The organism is Bacteroides cellulosilyticus (genome assembly GCF_020091405.1).
Taxonomy (GTDB): Bacteria; Bacteroidota; Bacteroidia; order Bacteroidales; family Bacteroidaceae; genus Bacteroides.
In genome coordinates this window covers 3,143,762-3,160,750 of record NZ_CP081903.1, presented here as the reverse complement: position 1 = coordinate 3,160,750, position 16,989 = coordinate 3,143,762, and the positions used below count along the sequence as shown (strand labels likewise).

Genomic DNA, 16,989 nt, shown 5'->3' with positions numbered 1-16,989 from the left:
TTTGTCCCAAACAGTAGATACCAACAACAAAGAGTTCCAGGATGCTCTGAGTCTCATACAATATACCCGCCAGTCCGTGTTTCTGACCGGAAAGGCGGGTACGGGTAAATCTACCTTTCTGAGATATATCTGCGAGAATATAAAAAAGAAACATGTGGTATTGGCGCCTACCGGTATCGCCGCCATCAATGCTGGTGGCAGCACCCTGCATAGTTTTTTCAAACTACCGTTTCATCCTTTGCTTCCCGACGATCCGAATCTGAGTTTGCAGCGCGGACGCATTCACGAATTCTTCAGATACACCAAACCCCAACGAAAACTACTGGAAGAACTGGAACTCATTATTATCGATGAGATTTCCATGGTACGGGCAGATATTATTGACGCCGTAGACCGTATCCTGCGTGTCTACTCACGCAACCTGCGCGAACCTTTCGGTGGGAAACAACTCTTGTTAGTAGGCGATGTTTTCCAGCTCGAACCTGTAGTGAAAGGCGATGAGCGGGAAATCCTGAACCGCTTCTATCCTACTCCTTACTTTTTCTCTGCAAGGGTTTTCAACCAGATAGACCTTGTTTCCATTGAACTTGAAAAGGTCTATCGCCAAACAGACAAAGTCTTTGTCAGCGTTCTGGACCATATTCGCAGCAATACTGCCGGTGCCGCTGACCTGCAACTACTCAATACCCGCTACGGAACCGACATCGAAGAGAATGAGGAAGATATGTATATCACCCTCGCTACGCGTCGCGATAACGTAGATTATATCAATGACCGGAAACTGGCAGAACTGCCCGGAGACGCTGTTACCTTCCGGGGAGAAGTCACTGGTGACTTTCCCGAAAGCAGTCTGCCCACTTCGCGTGAACTTGTACTGAAACCGGGTGCACAGGTCATATTTATCAAGAATGATTTCGACCGCCGCTGGGTAAACGGCACTATCGGTGTAGTAAGTGGGTTCGATGAGATAGAAGAAACGCTCTACGTCATCACTGATGATGGGAAAGAATGTGACGTCAAACCGGAGCATTGGAAAAACATTCGCTATAAATACAACGAAAAGAAAAAAGAAATTGAAGAAGAAGTGTTGGGCACCTTCTCCCAGTTTCCCGTACGATTAGCATGGGCTATCACCGTCCATAAAAGTCAGGGACTGACCTTTAGTCGTGTAGTCATCGATTTCACCGGCGGTGTATTTGCCGGTGGACAAGCGTACGTCGCCCTCAGCCGCTGCACCTCACTGGAAGGTATTCAACTAAAGAAACCTGTGAATCGGGCTGATATCTTTGTACGCCCGGAAATAGTGAATTTTGCCGAACGTTTCAATAACCGGCAGGCCATAGACCGAGCCCTGAAACAGGCGCAAGCTGACGTAGAATATGCTGCTGCAACCAAAGCATTCGATAAAGGAGATTTTGAAGTCTTCCTCAACCATTTCTTTAAAGCTATACACTCCCGATACGACATAGAAAAGCCTGTTATTCAACGCCTCATCCGTCGCAAGTTAGGTGTTATCAACAAGCTACGAGACAACAACGATCAACTAAAATCCCAAATGGCAGAGCAACAGAAACGGTTGCAAGCCTACGCACGTGAGTATTATCTGATGGGTAATGAGTCCATTACTCTTGCCCATGACTCTCGTGCCGCCATCGCCAACTACGACAAAGCGCTGGAACTTTATCCGGAATATACGGATGCATGGATACGTAAAGGCATCACCCTCTTCAATGACGGCAGATATCTTGAAGCGGAAGAATGCCTGACACGTGCCGTCAAACTACGTCCGGCTGAATTTAAAGCTGTTTACAACCGGGGAAAATTACGTCTGAAACAGCAAGAAACCGAAGGCGCCATAGCTGATCTGGACAAAGCCACCACCCTGAAACCGGAGCATGCCGGAGCGCATGAACTTTTCGGAGATGCCCTGATGCAGGCAGGAAAAGAAGTAGAGGCAGCATTGCAGTGGCGACTGGCAGAAGAACTTCGAAAAAAATCATCCAAGAAATAAGCCACACTTATTTGAGAATAAGAAACTTATTCCCTACTTTTGTGTCATTATATATAGACTAATTATCAGCCCTATGCTTCTGAAACTTTACGAAAAGAACAATAATCCACAAGACCTGCAACAGGTAGTGGATATTTTGAATGACGGTGGCCTCATCATCTATCCCACTGATACCATGTACGCCATTGGTTGCCATGGGCTGAAAGAACGTGCCATCGAACGTATCTGCCGTATCAAAGAGATAGATCCGCGCAAGAATAACCTTTCCATTATTTGCTATGATTTAAGTAGTATCAGCGAATATGCAAAGGTAGATAACAATACGTTCAAACTGATGAAACGCAACCTGCCCGGTGCTTTCACTTTCATCCTGAACGGAACTACCCGCCTGCCAAAGATTTTCCGTAATCGAAAAGAAGTAGGTATCCGTATGCCCGACAATGCCATTATCCAGGAAATAGCCCGTATTCTGGACGCTCCCATCATGACTACCACTCTCCCTCACGAAGCGCACGAAGATATAGAATACTGCACCGATCCGGAATTGATTGATGAAAAATTCGGCGACCTTGTCGATCTGGTTATTGACGGTGGCATCGGTGGTACAGAATCTTCTACCATTGTAGACTGCACAAGTGGAGAAATTGAAGTTATCCGTCAGGGAAAAGGCTGGTTGAATGAAGGATAACCAACCAAATGCCCACTTTGTTTGTTTCTTATAGAAAACAGCAAAAAGGATATGAGTACAAAAGAACAATACTGGAAATATTCACTAATCACTATAATCATCGGGCTGGGTATAATCCTGTTCCTACAAATTACTCCCTTTCTGGGCGGTTTATTAGGTGCATTAACCATCTATATCCTGGTCAGAAGACAGATGATACATCTGACCGACAAACGGAAGATGAAACGAAGTGTGGCTGCAACCCTTATTACTACCGAAGCCATCCTCTTCTTTCTGGTTCCTTTGGCGCTGGCAGTCTGGTTATTAGTCAGCAAATTGCAGGATATCAATCTGGATCCGCAGAGTATCATTGCCCCGATTGAAAGTGCAGCAAATATCATCAAGGAAAAAACCGGTTATGACGTACTGGGCAAGGATACCACTTCCTTTATTATCTCCGCACTTCCTGCCATAGGGCAATTCGTCATGGGCAGTATCAGTAGTTTTGCGGTCAACCTTTTCGTTCTGGTATTCGTGCTCTACTTTATGCTGATAGGCGGACAGAGGATGGAGAAATACATCAGCGAAATACTTCCTTTCAGTGAAGCCAATACAGAACATGTAGTGCACGACATCAAGATGATTGTCCACTCCAACGCTGTCGGTATTCCTTTGCTGGCAATCATACAAGGTGGAGTAGCCATGATCGGTTACTGGTTCTTTGATGTACCGGACATTCTGCTTACAGGATTCCTTACCTGCCTTGCAACGGTCATCCCCATGGTAGGTACAGCACTGGTATGGTTCCCGATTGCCGTTTATATGGCCTTATCCGGTGACTGGTTCAATGGTATCGGGTTAGCGATATTCGGAACACTGATCATCTCTCAGCTCGACAACCTGATACGTTTCATTCTGCAAAAGAAAATGGCCGATATACATCCGCTTATCACAATATTCGGAGTCGTCATCGGTCTTTCTCTATTCGGTTTTATGGGGGTCATCTTCGGACCGCTATTACTCTCGCTGTTCTTCCTTTTTGTGGATATGTTCAAGAGGGAATATCTGGATGGAAAGAAATAAGGCTATTAATTCACAACATCTTTCAATTTTATTGCCTGAAACGTAATATGAGCTACACTGCTCTCATAAAGAATACCAATAGTTTCTTTATCGATCATGCTGAGACAAGTGTATCCCCAGTTATTGCCCTCATCCAACAAAAGCTGATGCTCCGGAAGCCAGGTGATGCCACCGTCCAGACTTATTTTTATAGTAATATCATGACGCCCCTTCGTTGTATTGGGGTTAGAGAAGATAAGCAAGTCCCGATTCAAGACATTATCTTTCGCTTTTACACTTATCAGACTTGCCATACAAACCGGTTCTTGCAATGCTTTGCGTGAAGATTCATGTTCGGTCCATGACTTACCTAAATCTTTCGTAATTGCTACGGCACGGCTACCGCCCCGGTTATCACGCATATTCAACATCAGTACACCCGGCTCAACCTCAGCAACCTGCGCTTCTGTAGTATTTGTACGGGCATAATTATGCATTCTCCAACTTTTTCCTCTATCCTTGCTATACATGATACCTGCATTCGGCACACGGGTGGAGTCTATGAACTGCGTGGGAAAAACCAAAGTACCATCCTCCATCGTTATTCCCCGTCCGGGACCTTGCAACAGAAAATACCAGGAAGGATCTTTCACTTGCTCTGTTATATTTATAGGCTCTGACCATGTTTTACCATCATCTGTACTTTTCGCCAAAACAAGCTGCGCAGTGTGGTTTATATCCATCCCCGGATGCGAACTCCACCAGGCACGCTGATTTCCCATGCCATGAGTCCAGGCAGCAACGATCCACACATTATTGGTTTTCGTATCTACCAATATGGCAGGGTCTCCCACTCCATTTTGAGCCGAAGGCAATCCGGCCGTTTCACCAAAAGCCAGAGGCAGGCGCATCTTTTCCCATGTTTTCCCACCATCTGTGCTGCGGCTCAACCCTATATCTATATGTTCCTGTAAATCGACGCTGCTATTATAACGCACATCATATACACCCAATAAAGTTCCTTTGTTTGTAGTCACCAAGCCCGGAATACGATATGCCGCCGAATTGTCATCACCGGCATGGCGCACGCCCACTCCCATCCGATGCTCAATACCTTGCCGGGAGACGATATCCAAAAGTGCTTTCTTACCATCCAGAGTAGCGGAAGTCACAACCGCCATTACCTTAGTATCCAACGCAGTTTCCGGCTTCATCCGCAAACTAATCCAAAAGAAATTAATACCGGGAAATAGTTTCTGGTTAGCGACAAGAACAACACGATTCTGCGGATTAGCAACTTCCGCTTTTTGTATGGAATAAGAAGGGTTAGCCGCCAGAGTCTTCCCAGGCGTATGACTTGAAATGTATTCTACAGGTGCAAAACGTCCCTTCCTCTTATCCTGTAATGCTTCCGTACCACTATAATAAAGTTTCACAGACTGGATTGCGGACAGGTTCGTATCCTTTCCAAAATCCAAAACGATCTCATCCAACACTTTGCTCTCCTTTGCGTCCAGGCGCAAACAGAACAAAACATTATCCGCCCTTTCTATCAGAACAGGAATCTGTGTCTCCCGAACAAAAATTGTATCCGCAGCACGGACAACTGGAACTGAACACAGTAAACAGAATAATAAAAACAGAATTACCGGCTTCTTCATAATATTAGATCAAGTTAATAGCGTGTTATTGGTTACAAAGATAACATTCAATAATAAAAATCCCATATTTGCCGCCGTAAAGAATTCTTTTCATCTGCTTCTCCCCCCAACATCCCCTTTTCTTGAAGTTGATAAAGTCTCTCCAATAGAATCACGACTTGCTTTTCACAAATATGCATATCACAAACTTCTTTAATCCAGTCCACTGTTTCCTCAAAAACAGCAACAGAAGAAAGACAGAGTACTTTTTGTTTTTCCGGCTTCCGAAGCATATCAGCCAAAAATGACAGGATTTTGGAGACCATCTTTTTACTGCGACCATGAAGGCGGGATTTCGGGTTCTTTAAGCGTAGCAGAAAATATTCTCCAATCCATAAGGAAGCAATAAATGCTTCCGGAGAAGGTTGCTTCAAACCTTTCCAAAATTTAATCAGAAAGGTATCTACCTCTTCCAATATTCCATCCGTATCATCATCTATATAAAATCTGTGGGCAAGACATTCTATTACACATCCCAATTTAGCCGCACAAATCCCATTTCTGGTATCACTGACTACTTTTTCCGCTTCCCTTAAAAAGTTAAAAGCATTATCCTCTTCTATGCGATCATCGTACAATCGAAATTGACGGAACAGCGAAAGGGAATGGCATAGCAGGTCGTCGTAAGGGCAATCTATATCATTCATAGAAAACGACTTATTGCGCAGCCCGCTTCGCACCTACTTAGTGGAAACGAACTGCGCAAATTACCTTTATACAAGCCGTATATTTACTTCAGCAAAGAAGCCGGATCCAAATGGTCAGCTTCTATATCTTTAAAATAGCGGTATGTGCCTACTTTCAGTTCAAAAGTAGCTGCATCATCAGCTACAATGATACCCTTCTCATGCATCTGCAAAGCACTGATGGTCCACATCTGATTGATAGAACCTTCTACTGCATGATAGAGCGCGCGAGCTTTATTATGTCCGTTCACAATAATCATCACTTCCTTGGCAGAAAGCACTGTACCTACACCAACAGTCAATGCCGTTTTGGGCACTTTGTTTACATCATTGTCAAAGAAACGGGAATTGGCGATAATCGTATCAGTCGTCAAGGTCTTCTGACGTGTGCGGGAAGACAGAGAAGAACCCGGTTCATTGAAGGCAATGTGTCCGTCAGGACCAATACCACCCATAAACAGGTCGATACCGCCGTAAGACTTGATTTTTTCTTCGTAACGGGCACATTCAGCATCCAGGTCGGCCGCATTCCCGTTCAGGATATTGGTATTCTCCGGTTTGATGTCGATATGGTTGAAGAAGTTGTTCCACATGAAAGAGTAGTAGCTTTCCGGATGTTCTTTGGGCAGACCCACATACTCATCCATATTAAAAGTAACCACGTTCTGGAAAGAAATAATTCCTTTCTTATTCAGGTCTATCAACTCCTTGTACATGCCGAGCGGTGACGAACCGGTAGGGCAACCCAGAACAAACGGTTTTTCAGGCGTCGGATTAGCGGCCTTAATTTTAGCGGCTACGTAATGGGCAGCCCACTTGGATACGGATTGATAATCCGGTTGAATGATTAATCTCATTGTGATTGTTTTTTATCAGGTTAATAAATTAGGGGTATCTTATCAAGAATTACTATTCCCTGTCCTTCTTCAGGCGTTCAGCCATAGAACGTGCCAGGTGTTCGCATTGTTCGTAAGTGATGTCCTTCATCGCTTGCTTCATCTCTACAGGGTCGGCTATAATTTCAAACTTGCTCTTCTCGGCAAACTCAGCCATACGCTTCACCGCAGCACCCGCCCACGTGAACGATCCGAAGTAACCCAGATAGCGGCCTTTAACTTCGCGTATCAGTATTTTGGAAAGCAGGGACTCGATATCCGGATAAATCTGATTGCTGTAAGTGGGACTACCAATAATCAGACCACGGTATTTGAAGATATCTGCAATGATATAGGAAGGATTGCTTTTGCTGACGTTGTGCATCACGATATTCTTGATGCCCTGTGCAGATAGTTCCGCTGCGATGGCTTCTGCCATTTGCTCTGTATGGCCATACATGGAACCGTAAGCTATCACCACTCCTTCATCGGCAGCATAGCGACTTAGTTTATCGTAAATGCCTATTACTTTACTTATATACTCTGTCCAAACAGGTCCATGGGTAGAGCAGATGGTCGTGATGTGCAATCCTCCCAATTTCTGCAAAGCCTTCTGTACCGGAGAACCGTATTTACCAACGATATTGGAGTAATAGCGCACCATTTCATCCCAATAACGATCCGTATTGATACGGGTATCAAGGAAACCACCGTCCAACGTACCGAAACAGCCGAAACCATCGCCGGAGAACAGTACACCTTCCGTTTCGTCAAAAGTCATCATAGTTTCGGGCCAGTGCACCATCGGTGTCAGGTAGAAACGCAGTTTGTGATGTCCCAATGCCAGGAAATCGTCGTCTTTTACAACGTATTGTTCGCCTGTCACACCATAGTAACCTTCGATCATACCGAAGGTTTGCTTGTTACCGACAATGACAATATCGGGATAATGTTGTTTAATGAGGCGGATCGAACCGGAATGGTCGGGCTCCATGTGGTTAATGATGAGATACTGGATAGGACGTTCGCCAATAATACTTTTTATTTTACGAAGATATACTTCGAAATAACAAGCATCTACCGTATCAATCAAAGCCACTGTTTCGTCGTCTATCAGGTAAGAGTTATAAGACACTCCATAAGGTAGTGGCCACAAGCCTTCAAACAGGTGCTTGTTACGGTCATTTACTCCTACATAGTGTATTTTTCCTTTTATCATAGTCTTCTGGTTCATAAAACTTCTTTATTTAGATTGATTCTATATTCAAACAGCCGCAAAAATAAGTTTTTTTTCTCACATATCATATTTCTTTCCCTGATAAGCTCCGAGCTGACGCATTTTTTTTTGTATCCGATGATTAAATTCATAATTTTTCAGTCCCCAGTCGGGTGCAATTAACAATTCTTTAGGAGACTGCGAAACAAAGCGTTCTAAAACTAAATCGGGGCGCAGATGCTCTATATAGTCTATTACCAAATCAATATACTCTTCTACCCCGAAAAGGTGGAAGTCTTCGGGATGTTGTTCATATTCATGTGCCATACGGGTACCGCGTATCAACTGCAATTGATGCATTTTGAGAGTTGTAATCGGAAGGCGCGACAGCGTAGCGGCCTGTGCAACCAAGTCTTCATGCGTTTCACCGGGAAGTCCCAATATAACATGCCCACCGGTAAGAATGCCACAGGCAACAGTTCTTTCCACAGCATCTACCGTATCCTGAAAAGTGTGTCCGCGATTGATTCGGCGGAGTGTGGCATCGTGGGTACTTTCAATACCATATTCAACCAACAGGAAAGTGTTTTTATTCACTTCTTCCAGATAATGCAGCAAAGTATCCGGCATACAATCCGGCCGGGTACCGATGACCAGACCGACCACATCGGGAACAGACAGTGCTTCCTCATATTTCCGCTTCAATGCTTCCAATTCACCGTAAGTATTGGTGTATGCCTGAAAGTAGGCAAGGTATTTCATTTCGGGATACTTATGGGCGAAAAAGACTTTCCCCTCTTCCAACTGCTGAGTTACGGATTTTTCCGTACGACAGTATTCGGGATTGAAAGTCTGATTATTGCAATAGGTACAACCGCCATATCCTTTCACACCATCCCGATTCGGGCAGGTGAAACCGGCATTCAGTGATATTTTCTGTACCTTATACGGAAAATAACGTTTCAGGAAAAGCGGAAACTCATTATATAATATAGGTGCTACATCCATAAAGCTGTTATTTGTTACAAAAATAAGGCTTTTCTTTGAGATAAAGCTTCGGTTAGGATACAAATGTGAGCCCGGAAAAAGGTGTCGCACATAAAAGTTGAATTCAGCGTTCAATGAAAAGTTGATTCAAGTTACCCTCACTGCTCTCACTTTTAGTGTGTAACCGCTGATAGTTAAGATATTAAGCGTGGTGGTAGTAAAAAATCCGGTGTGAGGGCAAGGGGTTGCTCTCACTTTCGCAGTCAAACCATATAGGACGAGGCATTCATTCATTTCATATCAGTCACTATTCTACTAAGAACCAGCGAAATACCCCATCAGCCTTAGGAATAATCAGGTGTTGACCTTGGTAAACAGGCTTATCAACCAAGGTTGACGGACCTGTTTACTAAGGTTGGCAGGGCTGTTAACCAAGGTCAACATCCGGTAAAGCCTACTGCAAAAGTTCAAACAGACATAGCCAAAACAAATAATCACCTGATATCAAATACGATTTATGCATATCCGGTACATAACCGAGCCGTATCTGAACCGTATTTGCTATAACTCACATATCCACCTAACAGCTCCGGAGACAAACGTTAACGAACATAAAACCATTTATTTTGTATTGCATTAAAAAATGTTTCTCCCATTGATAATAAACAAGATAGAATACGAGCGTCGCACATCAGAACGAATCCATTAAATATATTTTAGTGATCAGCAACATGTTTTACATACATTTCCTTCTATAAAGAAGCATGGAAAACGAAATTAATTCATAGCTTTGCCTAAAACCTTGATAGATCAACCTATAAATACTATAACACCATGGCTACCATCGCTCTCGACATAGGCGGCACCAAAATAGCAAGCGCTATTTTCCTCCCTGACGGAAGTATGTTGTTCAACCGAAAGCGTCTGCTGAAAGGAAGAACGGGACACGAAGTAGGCAAACTTGCCGCAGAAATCCTTGATAAACTCCTGACTGTTGCCCGCAGAAGCCGTATCCAGATTGACGGCGTCGGTATATGTGTCCCCGGCATTGTCTATTCGCAGACGGGACGTGTATGGGCCCCGAACATCCCCGGCTGGGAAAACTACCCGCTACAAGAAGTACTCCGTACCGTAACGGCACCGGATATAGAAATCTACATCGACAGCGACCGTACTTGCTATATGTATGGAGAAATGTGGCAGGGAGCAGCCAAAGACTGCCATAGTGCAGTATTCATTGCCGTAGGAACCGGTATAGGCGCTGGAATCATCATCGACGGACACGTGTTGCACGGCGCAAACGACATCATCGGCGCTACCGGCTGGATGGCACTGCAACCTCCTTATAAAGAAGAATACGATGCCTGCGGTTGTTTCGAATATTATGCCTCGGGAAATGGTATCGGAGCCAGAGTGCGGGATGCAGTCCGTGCAAATAAAGCTTATAAAGGACGCTTACGTCAAAAACCTATCTGCCGCATTTCCGCTTATGATGTATTCAGCGCATACAATGAGGAAGATCCGATTGCAGTTTCCGTACTACACAAAGCCATAGAAATGTGGGGAATGGCCTCTGCCAACTTTGTCAGCCTGCTGAATCCGCAAAAGATAATCTGGGGTGGAGGGGTATTCGGCCCTGCCGGTATCTTTATAGATGATATCTACAAAGAAGCCTGCAAATGGGCACAACCGCTCAGTATCAAGCAGGTGGAATTTGTAGCCTCTCAATTGTCCGGTAATGCCGGACTGATAGGAGCTGCCTTTCTCGCTATTAAAAAGCACCTGTACGAGTAATCTTACCACCTTACTTATCTTTATTATATTAATATGAGTAGTTACAACAAGAATCTGGTTTTCACGGCTGCGTGCATCGGTATGTGTTTCTTTGGCATTTCGATGATCACCCTGGGCTCGGTACTACCGTCCCTCACCACCAAACTGGGTTTGGACAATCTCCAAGCCACCGCACTGGTGACGTTCCTGCCTCTCGGTTTATTGGGAGGCTCCCTGTTGTTCGGTCCTATTGTAGACCGCTTCGGACACAAAGCGTTACTGCTGCTCAGTTGCCTGGTCGTGTTGCTCGGACTGGAAGGAATTGCTTTCTTTACAAGTATCCCATTGTTGCAACTTTCCATTATCGGTATCGGCCTGGGAGGAGGGATTCTGAACGGTGAAACAAATGCTTTAGTAGCTGATATTTCCGACGAAACGGAGAAAGGTTCGCGCCTTAGTCTGCTGGGTGCATTCTATGGTATCGGTGCGCTGGGGATTCCTGTATTACTCAGTTTCCTGTCCGGATATTATTCTTTTGAAATTATACTGCAAGGCACGGGCGTTGTAATGCTGGCAGGTATCCTGTTCTGTCTCGGTGTACGCTTCCCTGCCCCCAAACAGCCGCAAGGATTCCCAATCAAAGAAGGACTGGGGTTGTTAAAAGAAAGCAGCTTATTATTACTCAGTTTTATCCTCTTTTTCCAAAGCGGTATCGAAGGTGTATGCAATAACTGGACTACACTCTACCTGGGACAAACCACCAACATCCCCGAAAACCGGGCGCTCATGGCACTGACTTGCATGGTGGCCGGACTGACTGTCGCCCGTCTGTTGCTGGTGGTTCTCTTCAAGAAGATAAAACAGGAAACTGTTCTTCGCGCCAGCCTGATTACGGCCGCAATAGGTTTTGCAATGCTCACTTTTTCACCGGACTTTGCACGTGCTGCCATAGGCATGGTGCTTGTCGGTGCAGGACTAGCATCTACTTTCCCCGTCATACTCAGCATTGTCGGCAGCCGGTACGCTTCTCTGTCGGGAACGGCATTCAGTGTGGCCCTTGTTATAGCTCTGATCGGACAGACATTACTGAACAGCCTCACGGGAATTATCTCGCAAGGATACAGTATCGTTGTGTATCCTTATATGATGATTGCCTCCCTGCTCATCATGCTTCTATTGTTTAAACGCTCACTCAAATAAAAGAAATTATTTACCCCCTAAAAATCAAAAAAATTATGTTAGCACTTGAATGGTTAAAAAACGCGCATGGCATCATGGAAAAACTGGAAGCCACGCAATTGGAGAATATCAAAAAGGCAGCCACCGCTATGGCAGATTCCATCGAAGCCGGCCGTTGGGTACACACGTTCGGATGTGGTCACGCAACAATTCCCGTTGAAGAGATGTATCCTCGCATCGGTAGTTTTGTAGGTTTTCACCCGTTGTGCGAACTTCCGCTGACATTCTTTACACAAATCATCGGCCAAATGGGTATCCATCAATTCCTGTTTCTGGAAAGAACAGAGGGTTACGGACAGGCAATCATGAAGAATTATGATTTCGATTCCAAAGACTGTATCTGGATTTTCTCTCACACAGGAATCAATGCAGTAAACATCGACATGGCACTGGAAGCAAAGAAGCGTGGCATGAAGGTAATCGTTTACGGCTCAGCCGGAGAAACTGGCGACAAAGCAAGCCGTCATTCCAGCGGTAAGAACCTGTTCCAACTTGCCGATATCATAGTGGACTCCTGCGTGCCTTTGGTAGATGCTTCCGTGCCTTTGAAGAATCATTTCGACAAGGTGGGACCATTGTCAACCCTGAGTTTCGTTACTATGGTATGGATGACCATCACTACCGTTGCCGAAATTCTGGCAGATCGCGGCGTACATCTGTATATCCATCCGTCACATAACGTTCCGGGCGACACAACTGCTCACGAACGCCTGGATGCTGCTATTGCCGAATATCAAAAGAAAGTAAAAATCCTCTAACCAAAAGAAGCCCCAATCATCATTTATGAGTGACGGTAGCCCGCCTCAGCTTTGCCCCCACAAAGCTGGACGGGCTTTTCTTGATAATAAAACAAAATAAATATTCACTAAATGAGTGAATATCTCAAATTAGAGTTATCTTTGTAACATAAAGATAAAGCAATGGTTATTGAATATGACAAAGACTATCTGCGTGAACTTTATGAAGATGGCAAATGCAAGGATAAGAAACACCGCTTTGATGCATCTGTAATAAAGAAATACCAGAAGCGTATAGATACCTTGATGGGAGCAACAAGAATTGAAGACTTATTCGTCTTCAATTCATTAAATTTTGAAGCACTGAATGGCAAAGATAGCTTTTCTATTCGTTTAGACTATCATTATCGACTGGAATTCAAAATAAAAAAAGAAGGAAACGAGACAGTTGTAACAATATGTACCGTATTGGATATAACCAATCATTATCAATAGAATTATGAATACAGTAAAAAGAATACCAACTCATCCGGGAGATGTTTTGAAAGAAGAATTGGAATGCCGTAAAATTTCTCAAAAGAAATTTTCAGAAGTTTTAGGGGTATCCTATACTATGCTCAATGAGATACTAAACGGGAAACGCCCCATAACCAGTGACTTTGCCTTAATGGTGGAAGCCGCTTTGAATATTAATGCAGAACTGCTTGCCAACATGCAAACCCGTTACAATATGGCTGTTGCCCGTAAAGAAAGCACGCTAAATAACAGGCTACACGAAATACGCAAAATGTGTGCCTCGTTGTTATAGTCTTCTTTTAATAATTTATTTCCAGATTTACCTATTTAAAGAAATCAAACAGGATTATGAAACAGATAAGTATTGCAATTCTTCTTTGCCTCTGCACATTGGCAGGCTTTGCACAAGGCGGTCAGCCTCTCGATTTAAAAGATATTGTATCAGGTAAATTCCGCGCTGAAAATATTTACGGAGTCATTCCCATTCCCGGAGACGGGGAACACTATTCGCAAATGAATGCGGAAGGAACGCAGATCATCAAATACTCTTTCAAGACAGGAAAACAGGTAGAAGTATTGTTCGATGCTGCTACCGCACGCGAATGTCCGTTTAAGACGTTTGACAGCTACAGTTTTTCACCTGACGGCAGCAAACTGCTTATTGCTACAGAACAGACTCCGATTTATCGCCGCTCTTATACAGCTATACATTATATATATAGTCTGAAGCGAAATGTCAACGGAGAAATCAATAACATAGTAGAAAAGCTTTCAGACGGCGGACCGCAGCAAGCACCTGTATTTTCACCGGACGGAACAATGGTTGCATTTGTACGGGATAATAATATCTATCTTGTGAAGTTTCTCTACGGAAACAGCGAAAGCCAGGTTACGGAAGACGGCAAGCGTAATGCCGTTCTGAACGGTATCCCCGACTGGGTATATGAAGAAGAATTTTCTTTCAACCGTGCCCTGGAGTTCAGTGCCGACAGTAAGATGCTGGCTTATATCCGCTTTGACGAGACGGAAGTGCCTTCTTACAGCTTCCCTGTTTTTGCCGGAAGCAATCCTCATATCACAGCTTTTGAGAAGTATCCGGGAGATTATACTTATAAATACCCCAAAACAGGAGAGGCAAATTCAAAGGTCAGTGTACATACCTTCGATATCAAATCGAAAGTAACCCGCAAGATGCAGGTTCCCTTGGATGCTGACGGGTACATCCCGCGTATCCGCTTCACACAAGATCCTAACAAGTTGGCCATTATCACCTTAAACCGCCATCAAAACCGCCTCGACATGTATTTCGGTGATCCGCGTTCTACTGTTTGCAAACAGGTGTTGCGTGACGAAAGTGACGCTTATATCAAAGAAGGCGTATTCGATAATATCATTTTCTATCCGGAAAACTTCAGCTTCGTGAGCGAAAAGAGTGGTTACAATCATCTGTACTGGTACAGCATGGGTGGAAATCTGATTAAACAGGTTACCAGTGGGAACTATGAAGTAAAAGAATTCCTGGGTTGGGATGCTGATGATAACAGTTTCTATTATATCAGTAATGAGGAAAGCCCGCTGCGCCAGGCTGTATACCAAATTGACCGCAAGGGAAAGAAAACCAAACTTTCTTCTCAACCGGGTCTCAACAGTGCACAGTTCAGTACGAACATGAAGTACTACATGAATCGTTATTCAAACCTGAATACTCCCACTGTCATTACTCTAAATGATAATACAGGTAAAGTATTGAGTACGCTTGTTACGAATGATAATCTGAAACAGACTTTAGCCAAATACAGTGTACCTCAGAAGGAGTTCTTCACTTTCAAGACCGGAGATGGTGTAAGTCTGAACGGTTGGATGATGAAGCCGGTGAATTTCTCCGCATCCAAAAAATACCCTGTACTTCTGTATCAATACAGCGGCCCCGGTTCACAACAGGTACTGGACACATGGAGCATCAGTTGGGAAACCTATATGGCCAGTCGTGGTTTTATCGTAGTCTGTGTAGACGGACGTGGAACCGGCGGACGTGGTGCAGACTTCGAAAAATGCACTTATCTGAATCTTGGCGTGAAAGAGGCGAAAGATCAGGTGGCAACAGCCCAATATATGGGTAGCCAGCCGTATGTAGACAAAAACCGTATCGGCATCTGGGGCTGGAGTTATGGCGGATACATGACCATCATGAGTATGAGTGAGGGAACGCCCGTATTCAAGGCCGGAGTTGCAGTAGCAGCCGTCACTGACTGGAATTACTACGACACGATTTATGGCGAACGCTTCATGCGCACTCCCAAAGAGAATGCTGAAGGATATAAAGGCTCTTCCGCTTTCACCCGGGCAGACAAATTGCATGGCAATTTATTGCTGGTACATGGAATGGCGGATGACAATGTTCATTTCCAGAACTGTGCAGAATACGCAGAGCACCTGGTGCAGTTGAACAAGCAATTCGATATGCAACTCTATACAAACCGTAACCACAGTATCTATGGCGGAAACACCCGTTATCATCTGTATACGAAGCTGACGAATTTCTTTGAAAAAAATCTTTAAGATCATAAAGTTCACCACAGATTACATAGATCAGATTTCTTTATTTCTATCATGAAAGACAGAGTACGCAAACCCGAATGGCTCAAAATAAGTATTGGAGCCAATGAACGGTATACCGAAACCAAACGTATAGTTGAATCCCACTGCCTGCATACCATTTGCAGTAGCGGACGTTGCCCTAATATGGGAGAATGTTGGGGTAAAGGGACTGCCACCTTCATGATAGGCGGTGACATCTGTACCCGTTGCTGCAAATTCTGTAATACACAGACAGGTAAACCGCTTCCATTAGATATGGAAGAGCCTACCCATGTGGCGGAATCCATAGCCTTGATGAAACTGTCCCATGCTGTCATCACTTCCGTAGACCGGGATGATCTACCGGACCTCGGCGCTGCACATTGGGCATGCACCATACGCGAAATCAAACGCCTCAATCCGGAAACTACCATCGAGGTGCTGATCCCCGACTTTCAAGGAAGAAAAGAATTGGTATCCCAGGTCATTGAAGCACAACCGGAAATTATCTCCCACAATATGGAAACGGTGAAACGCATCACTCCACTGGTACGTAGTGCAGCCCGCTACGAAACAAGCCTGGAAGTAATACGCCAGATAGCCGACAGCGGAGTCACAGCAAAATCAGGAATCATGGTAGGATTAGGCGAAACTCCGGAAGAAGTGGAAGAACTGATGGATGACTTGCGCCGTGCAGGATGTCAAATCCTGACCATCGGGCAGTACTTGCAACCTTCACATAAACATTACCCTGTGGCAGAATACGTTACTCCCGCACAATTCGCTTCTTACAAAGAAACCGGTCTGGCAAAAGGATTTGATCAGGTAGAAAGTGCACCTTTGGTGCGTTCTTCTTTTCATGCCGAAAAACAGGTACAGTTTTACAAAAAAGAAACGAAGTAAAAACCAATTGCTCTACTTATTTGTTATCTATGAGATAACG

15 protein-coding genes are annotated in these 16,989 nt (G+C 44.4%); 10 read left to right on the top strand and 5 right to left on the bottom strand.

All coding sequences use genetic code 11. The features are described 5' to 3' along the window. Position 1 precedes the first annotated feature (1 nt). The 3 genes from K6V21_RS11340 to K6V21_RS11330 all read left to right on the top strand — a co-directional run bounded on the left by K6V21_RS11340 (position 2) and on the right by K6V21_RS11330 (position 3,761). Positions 2-2,011: an AAA family ATPase gene (locus K6V21_RS11340; RefSeq protein ID WP_217714168.1), complete on the top strand. Its 2,010-nt coding sequence runs from the start codon at positions 2-4 to the stop codon at positions 2,009-2,011. 73 nt (positions 2,012-2,084) lie between these two features. After that, a complete protein-coding gene (locus tag K6V21_RS11335; protein ID WP_044262278.1) occupies positions 2,085-2,699 on the top strand; it encodes an L-threonylcarbamoyladenylate synthase in 615 nt (204 codons plus the stop codon). 51 nt (positions 2,700-2,750) lie between these two features. Next, on the top strand, positions 2,751-3,761 hold the full coding sequence (locus tag K6V21_RS11330; RefSeq protein ID WP_044262279.1) for an AI-2E family transporter: 1,011 nt from the start codon (positions 2,751-2,753) through the stop codon (positions 3,759-3,761). Positions 3,762-3,766: 5 nt separating this feature from the next. Here the strand turns inward: K6V21_RS11330 and K6V21_RS11325 are convergent, their stop codons facing one another. From K6V21_RS11325 to K6V21_RS11305, 5 genes are all read right to left on the bottom strand, one after another. Continuing rightward, positions 3,767-5,401: a sialidase family protein gene (locus tag K6V21_RS11325; protein WP_224321822.1), complete on the bottom strand. Its 1,635-nt coding sequence runs from the start codon at positions 5,399-5,401 to the stop codon at positions 3,767-3,769. A gap of 47 nt (positions 5,402-5,448) precedes the next feature. Next, a complete protein-coding gene (locus K6V21_RS11320) occupies positions 5,449-6,087 on the bottom strand; it encodes a hypothetical protein (RefSeq protein ID WP_224321821.1) in 639 nt (212 codons plus the stop codon). A gap of 83 nt (positions 6,088-6,170) precedes the next feature. After that, a complete protein-coding gene (gene nagB / locus K6V21_RS11315; RefSeq protein ID WP_044262283.1) occupies positions 6,171-6,983 on the bottom strand; it encodes a glucosamine-6-phosphate deaminase in 813 nt (270 codons plus the stop codon). Between the two features lie 52 nt (positions 6,984-7,035). After that, positions 7,036-8,235: an FprA family A-type flavoprotein gene (locus tag K6V21_RS11310; protein ID WP_007212511.1), complete on the bottom strand. Its 1,200-nt coding sequence runs from the start codon at positions 8,233-8,235 to the stop codon at positions 7,036-7,038. 60 nt (positions 8,236-8,295) lie between these two features. Continuing rightward, a complete protein-coding gene (locus K6V21_RS11305; RefSeq protein ID WP_044262284.1) occupies positions 8,296-9,225 on the bottom strand; it encodes a TIGR01212 family radical SAM protein in 930 nt (309 codons plus the stop codon). Positions 9,226-10,038: 813 nt separating this feature from the next. On the opposite strand from K6V21_RS11305, the gene K6V21_RS11300 reads away from it, so the two are divergent. The 7 genes from K6V21_RS11300 (at position 10,039) to lipA (ending at position 16,949) form a co-directional block, all read left to right on the top strand. Next, positions 10,039-10,998 carry an ROK family protein gene (locus K6V21_RS11300; protein ID WP_224321820.1) on the top strand — a complete coding sequence of 320 codons (960 nt, stop codon included), beginning with the start codon at positions 10,039-10,041 and terminating at the stop codon, positions 10,996-10,998. Positions 10,999-11,031: 33 nt separating this feature from the next. Next, on the top strand, positions 11,032-12,177 hold the full coding sequence (locus K6V21_RS11295) for an MFS transporter (RefSeq protein ID WP_224321819.1): 1,146 nt from the start codon (positions 11,032-11,034) through the stop codon (positions 12,175-12,177). Positions 12,178-12,212: 35 nt separating this feature from the next. Next, on the top strand, positions 12,213-12,974 hold the full coding sequence (locus K6V21_RS11290) for a sugar isomerase domain-containing protein (RefSeq protein ID WP_007212505.1): 762 nt from the start codon (positions 12,213-12,215) through the stop codon (positions 12,972-12,974). Positions 12,975-13,136: 162 nt separating this feature from the next. Beyond that, positions 13,137-13,448: a type II toxin-antitoxin system RelE/ParE family toxin gene (locus tag K6V21_RS11285; RefSeq protein ID WP_224321818.1), complete on the top strand. Its 312-nt coding sequence runs from the start codon at positions 13,137-13,139 to the stop codon at positions 13,446-13,448. A gap of 4 nt (positions 13,449-13,452) precedes the next feature. After that, positions 13,453-13,761 (top strand): HigA family addiction module antitoxin, encoded by a 309-nt coding sequence (locus tag K6V21_RS11280; protein WP_217714172.1) that lies wholly within the window; start codon positions 13,453-13,455, stop codon positions 13,759-13,761. Positions 13,762-13,817: 56 nt separating this feature from the next. Then, the gene (locus tag K6V21_RS11275) at positions 13,818-16,028 is read left to right on the top strand and encodes a S9 family peptidase (RefSeq protein WP_224321817.1); all 2,211 of its coding nucleotides are present in this window, start codon (positions 13,818-13,820) and stop codon (positions 16,026-16,028) included. A 51-nt stretch (positions 16,029-16,079) separates the two neighbouring features. Then, positions 16,080-16,949: a lipoyl synthase gene (gene lipA / locus K6V21_RS11270; protein ID WP_224321816.1), complete on the top strand. Its 870-nt coding sequence runs from the start codon at positions 16,080-16,082 to the stop codon at positions 16,947-16,949. Positions 16,950-16,989 lie beyond the last annotated feature (40 nt).

What these genes read in the sequence shown, in the direction of transcription:
- K6V21_RS11335 (WP_044262278.1), top strand. Translation starts at nt 2,085, where the DNA reads ATGCTTCTGAAACTTTACGAAAAGAACAATAATCCACAAGACCTGCAA.
- K6V21_RS11330 (WP_044262279.1), top strand. Translation starts at nt 2,751, where the DNA reads ATGAGTACAAAAGAACAATACTGGAAATATTCACTAATCACTATAATC.
- K6V21_RS11325 (WP_224321822.1), bottom strand. Translation starts at nt 5,401, where the DNA reads ATGAAGAAGCCGGTAATTCTGTTTTTATTATTCTGTTTACTGTGTTCA.
- K6V21_RS11320 (WP_224321821.1), bottom strand. Translation starts at nt 6,087, where the DNA reads ATGAATGATATAGATTGCCCTTACGACGACCTGCTATGCCATTCCCTT.
- nagB (WP_044262283.1), bottom strand. Translation starts at nt 6,983, where the DNA reads ATGAGATTAATCATTCAACCGGATTATCAATCCGTATCCAAGTGGGCT.
- K6V21_RS11310 (WP_007212511.1), bottom strand. Translation starts at nt 8,235, where the DNA reads ATGAACCAGAAGACTATGATAAAAGGAAAAATACACTATGTAGGAGTA.
- K6V21_RS11305 (WP_044262284.1), bottom strand. Translation starts at nt 9,225, where the DNA reads ATGGATGTAGCACCTATATTATATAATGAGTTTCCGCTTTTCCTGAAA.
- K6V21_RS11300 (WP_224321820.1), top strand. Translation starts at nt 10,039, where the DNA reads ATGGCTACCATCGCTCTCGACATAGGCGGCACCAAAATAGCAAGCGCT.
- K6V21_RS11295 (WP_224321819.1), top strand. Translation starts at nt 11,032, where the DNA reads ATGAGTAGTTACAACAAGAATCTGGTTTTCACGGCTGCGTGCATCGGT.
- K6V21_RS11290 (WP_007212505.1), top strand. Translation starts at nt 12,213, where the DNA reads ATGTTAGCACTTGAATGGTTAAAAAACGCGCATGGCATCATGGAAAAA.
- K6V21_RS11285 (WP_224321818.1), top strand. Translation starts at nt 13,137, where the DNA reads ATGGTTATTGAATATGACAAAGACTATCTGCGTGAACTTTATGAAGAT.
- K6V21_RS11280 (WP_217714172.1), top strand. Translation starts at nt 13,453, where the DNA reads ATGAATACAGTAAAAAGAATACCAACTCATCCGGGAGATGTTTTGAAA.
- K6V21_RS11275 (WP_224321817.1), top strand. Translation starts at nt 13,818, where the DNA reads ATGAAACAGATAAGTATTGCAATTCTTCTTTGCCTCTGCACATTGGCA.
- lipA (WP_224321816.1), top strand. Translation starts at nt 16,080, where the DNA reads ATGAAAGACAGAGTACGCAAACCCGAATGGCTCAAAATAAGTATTGGA.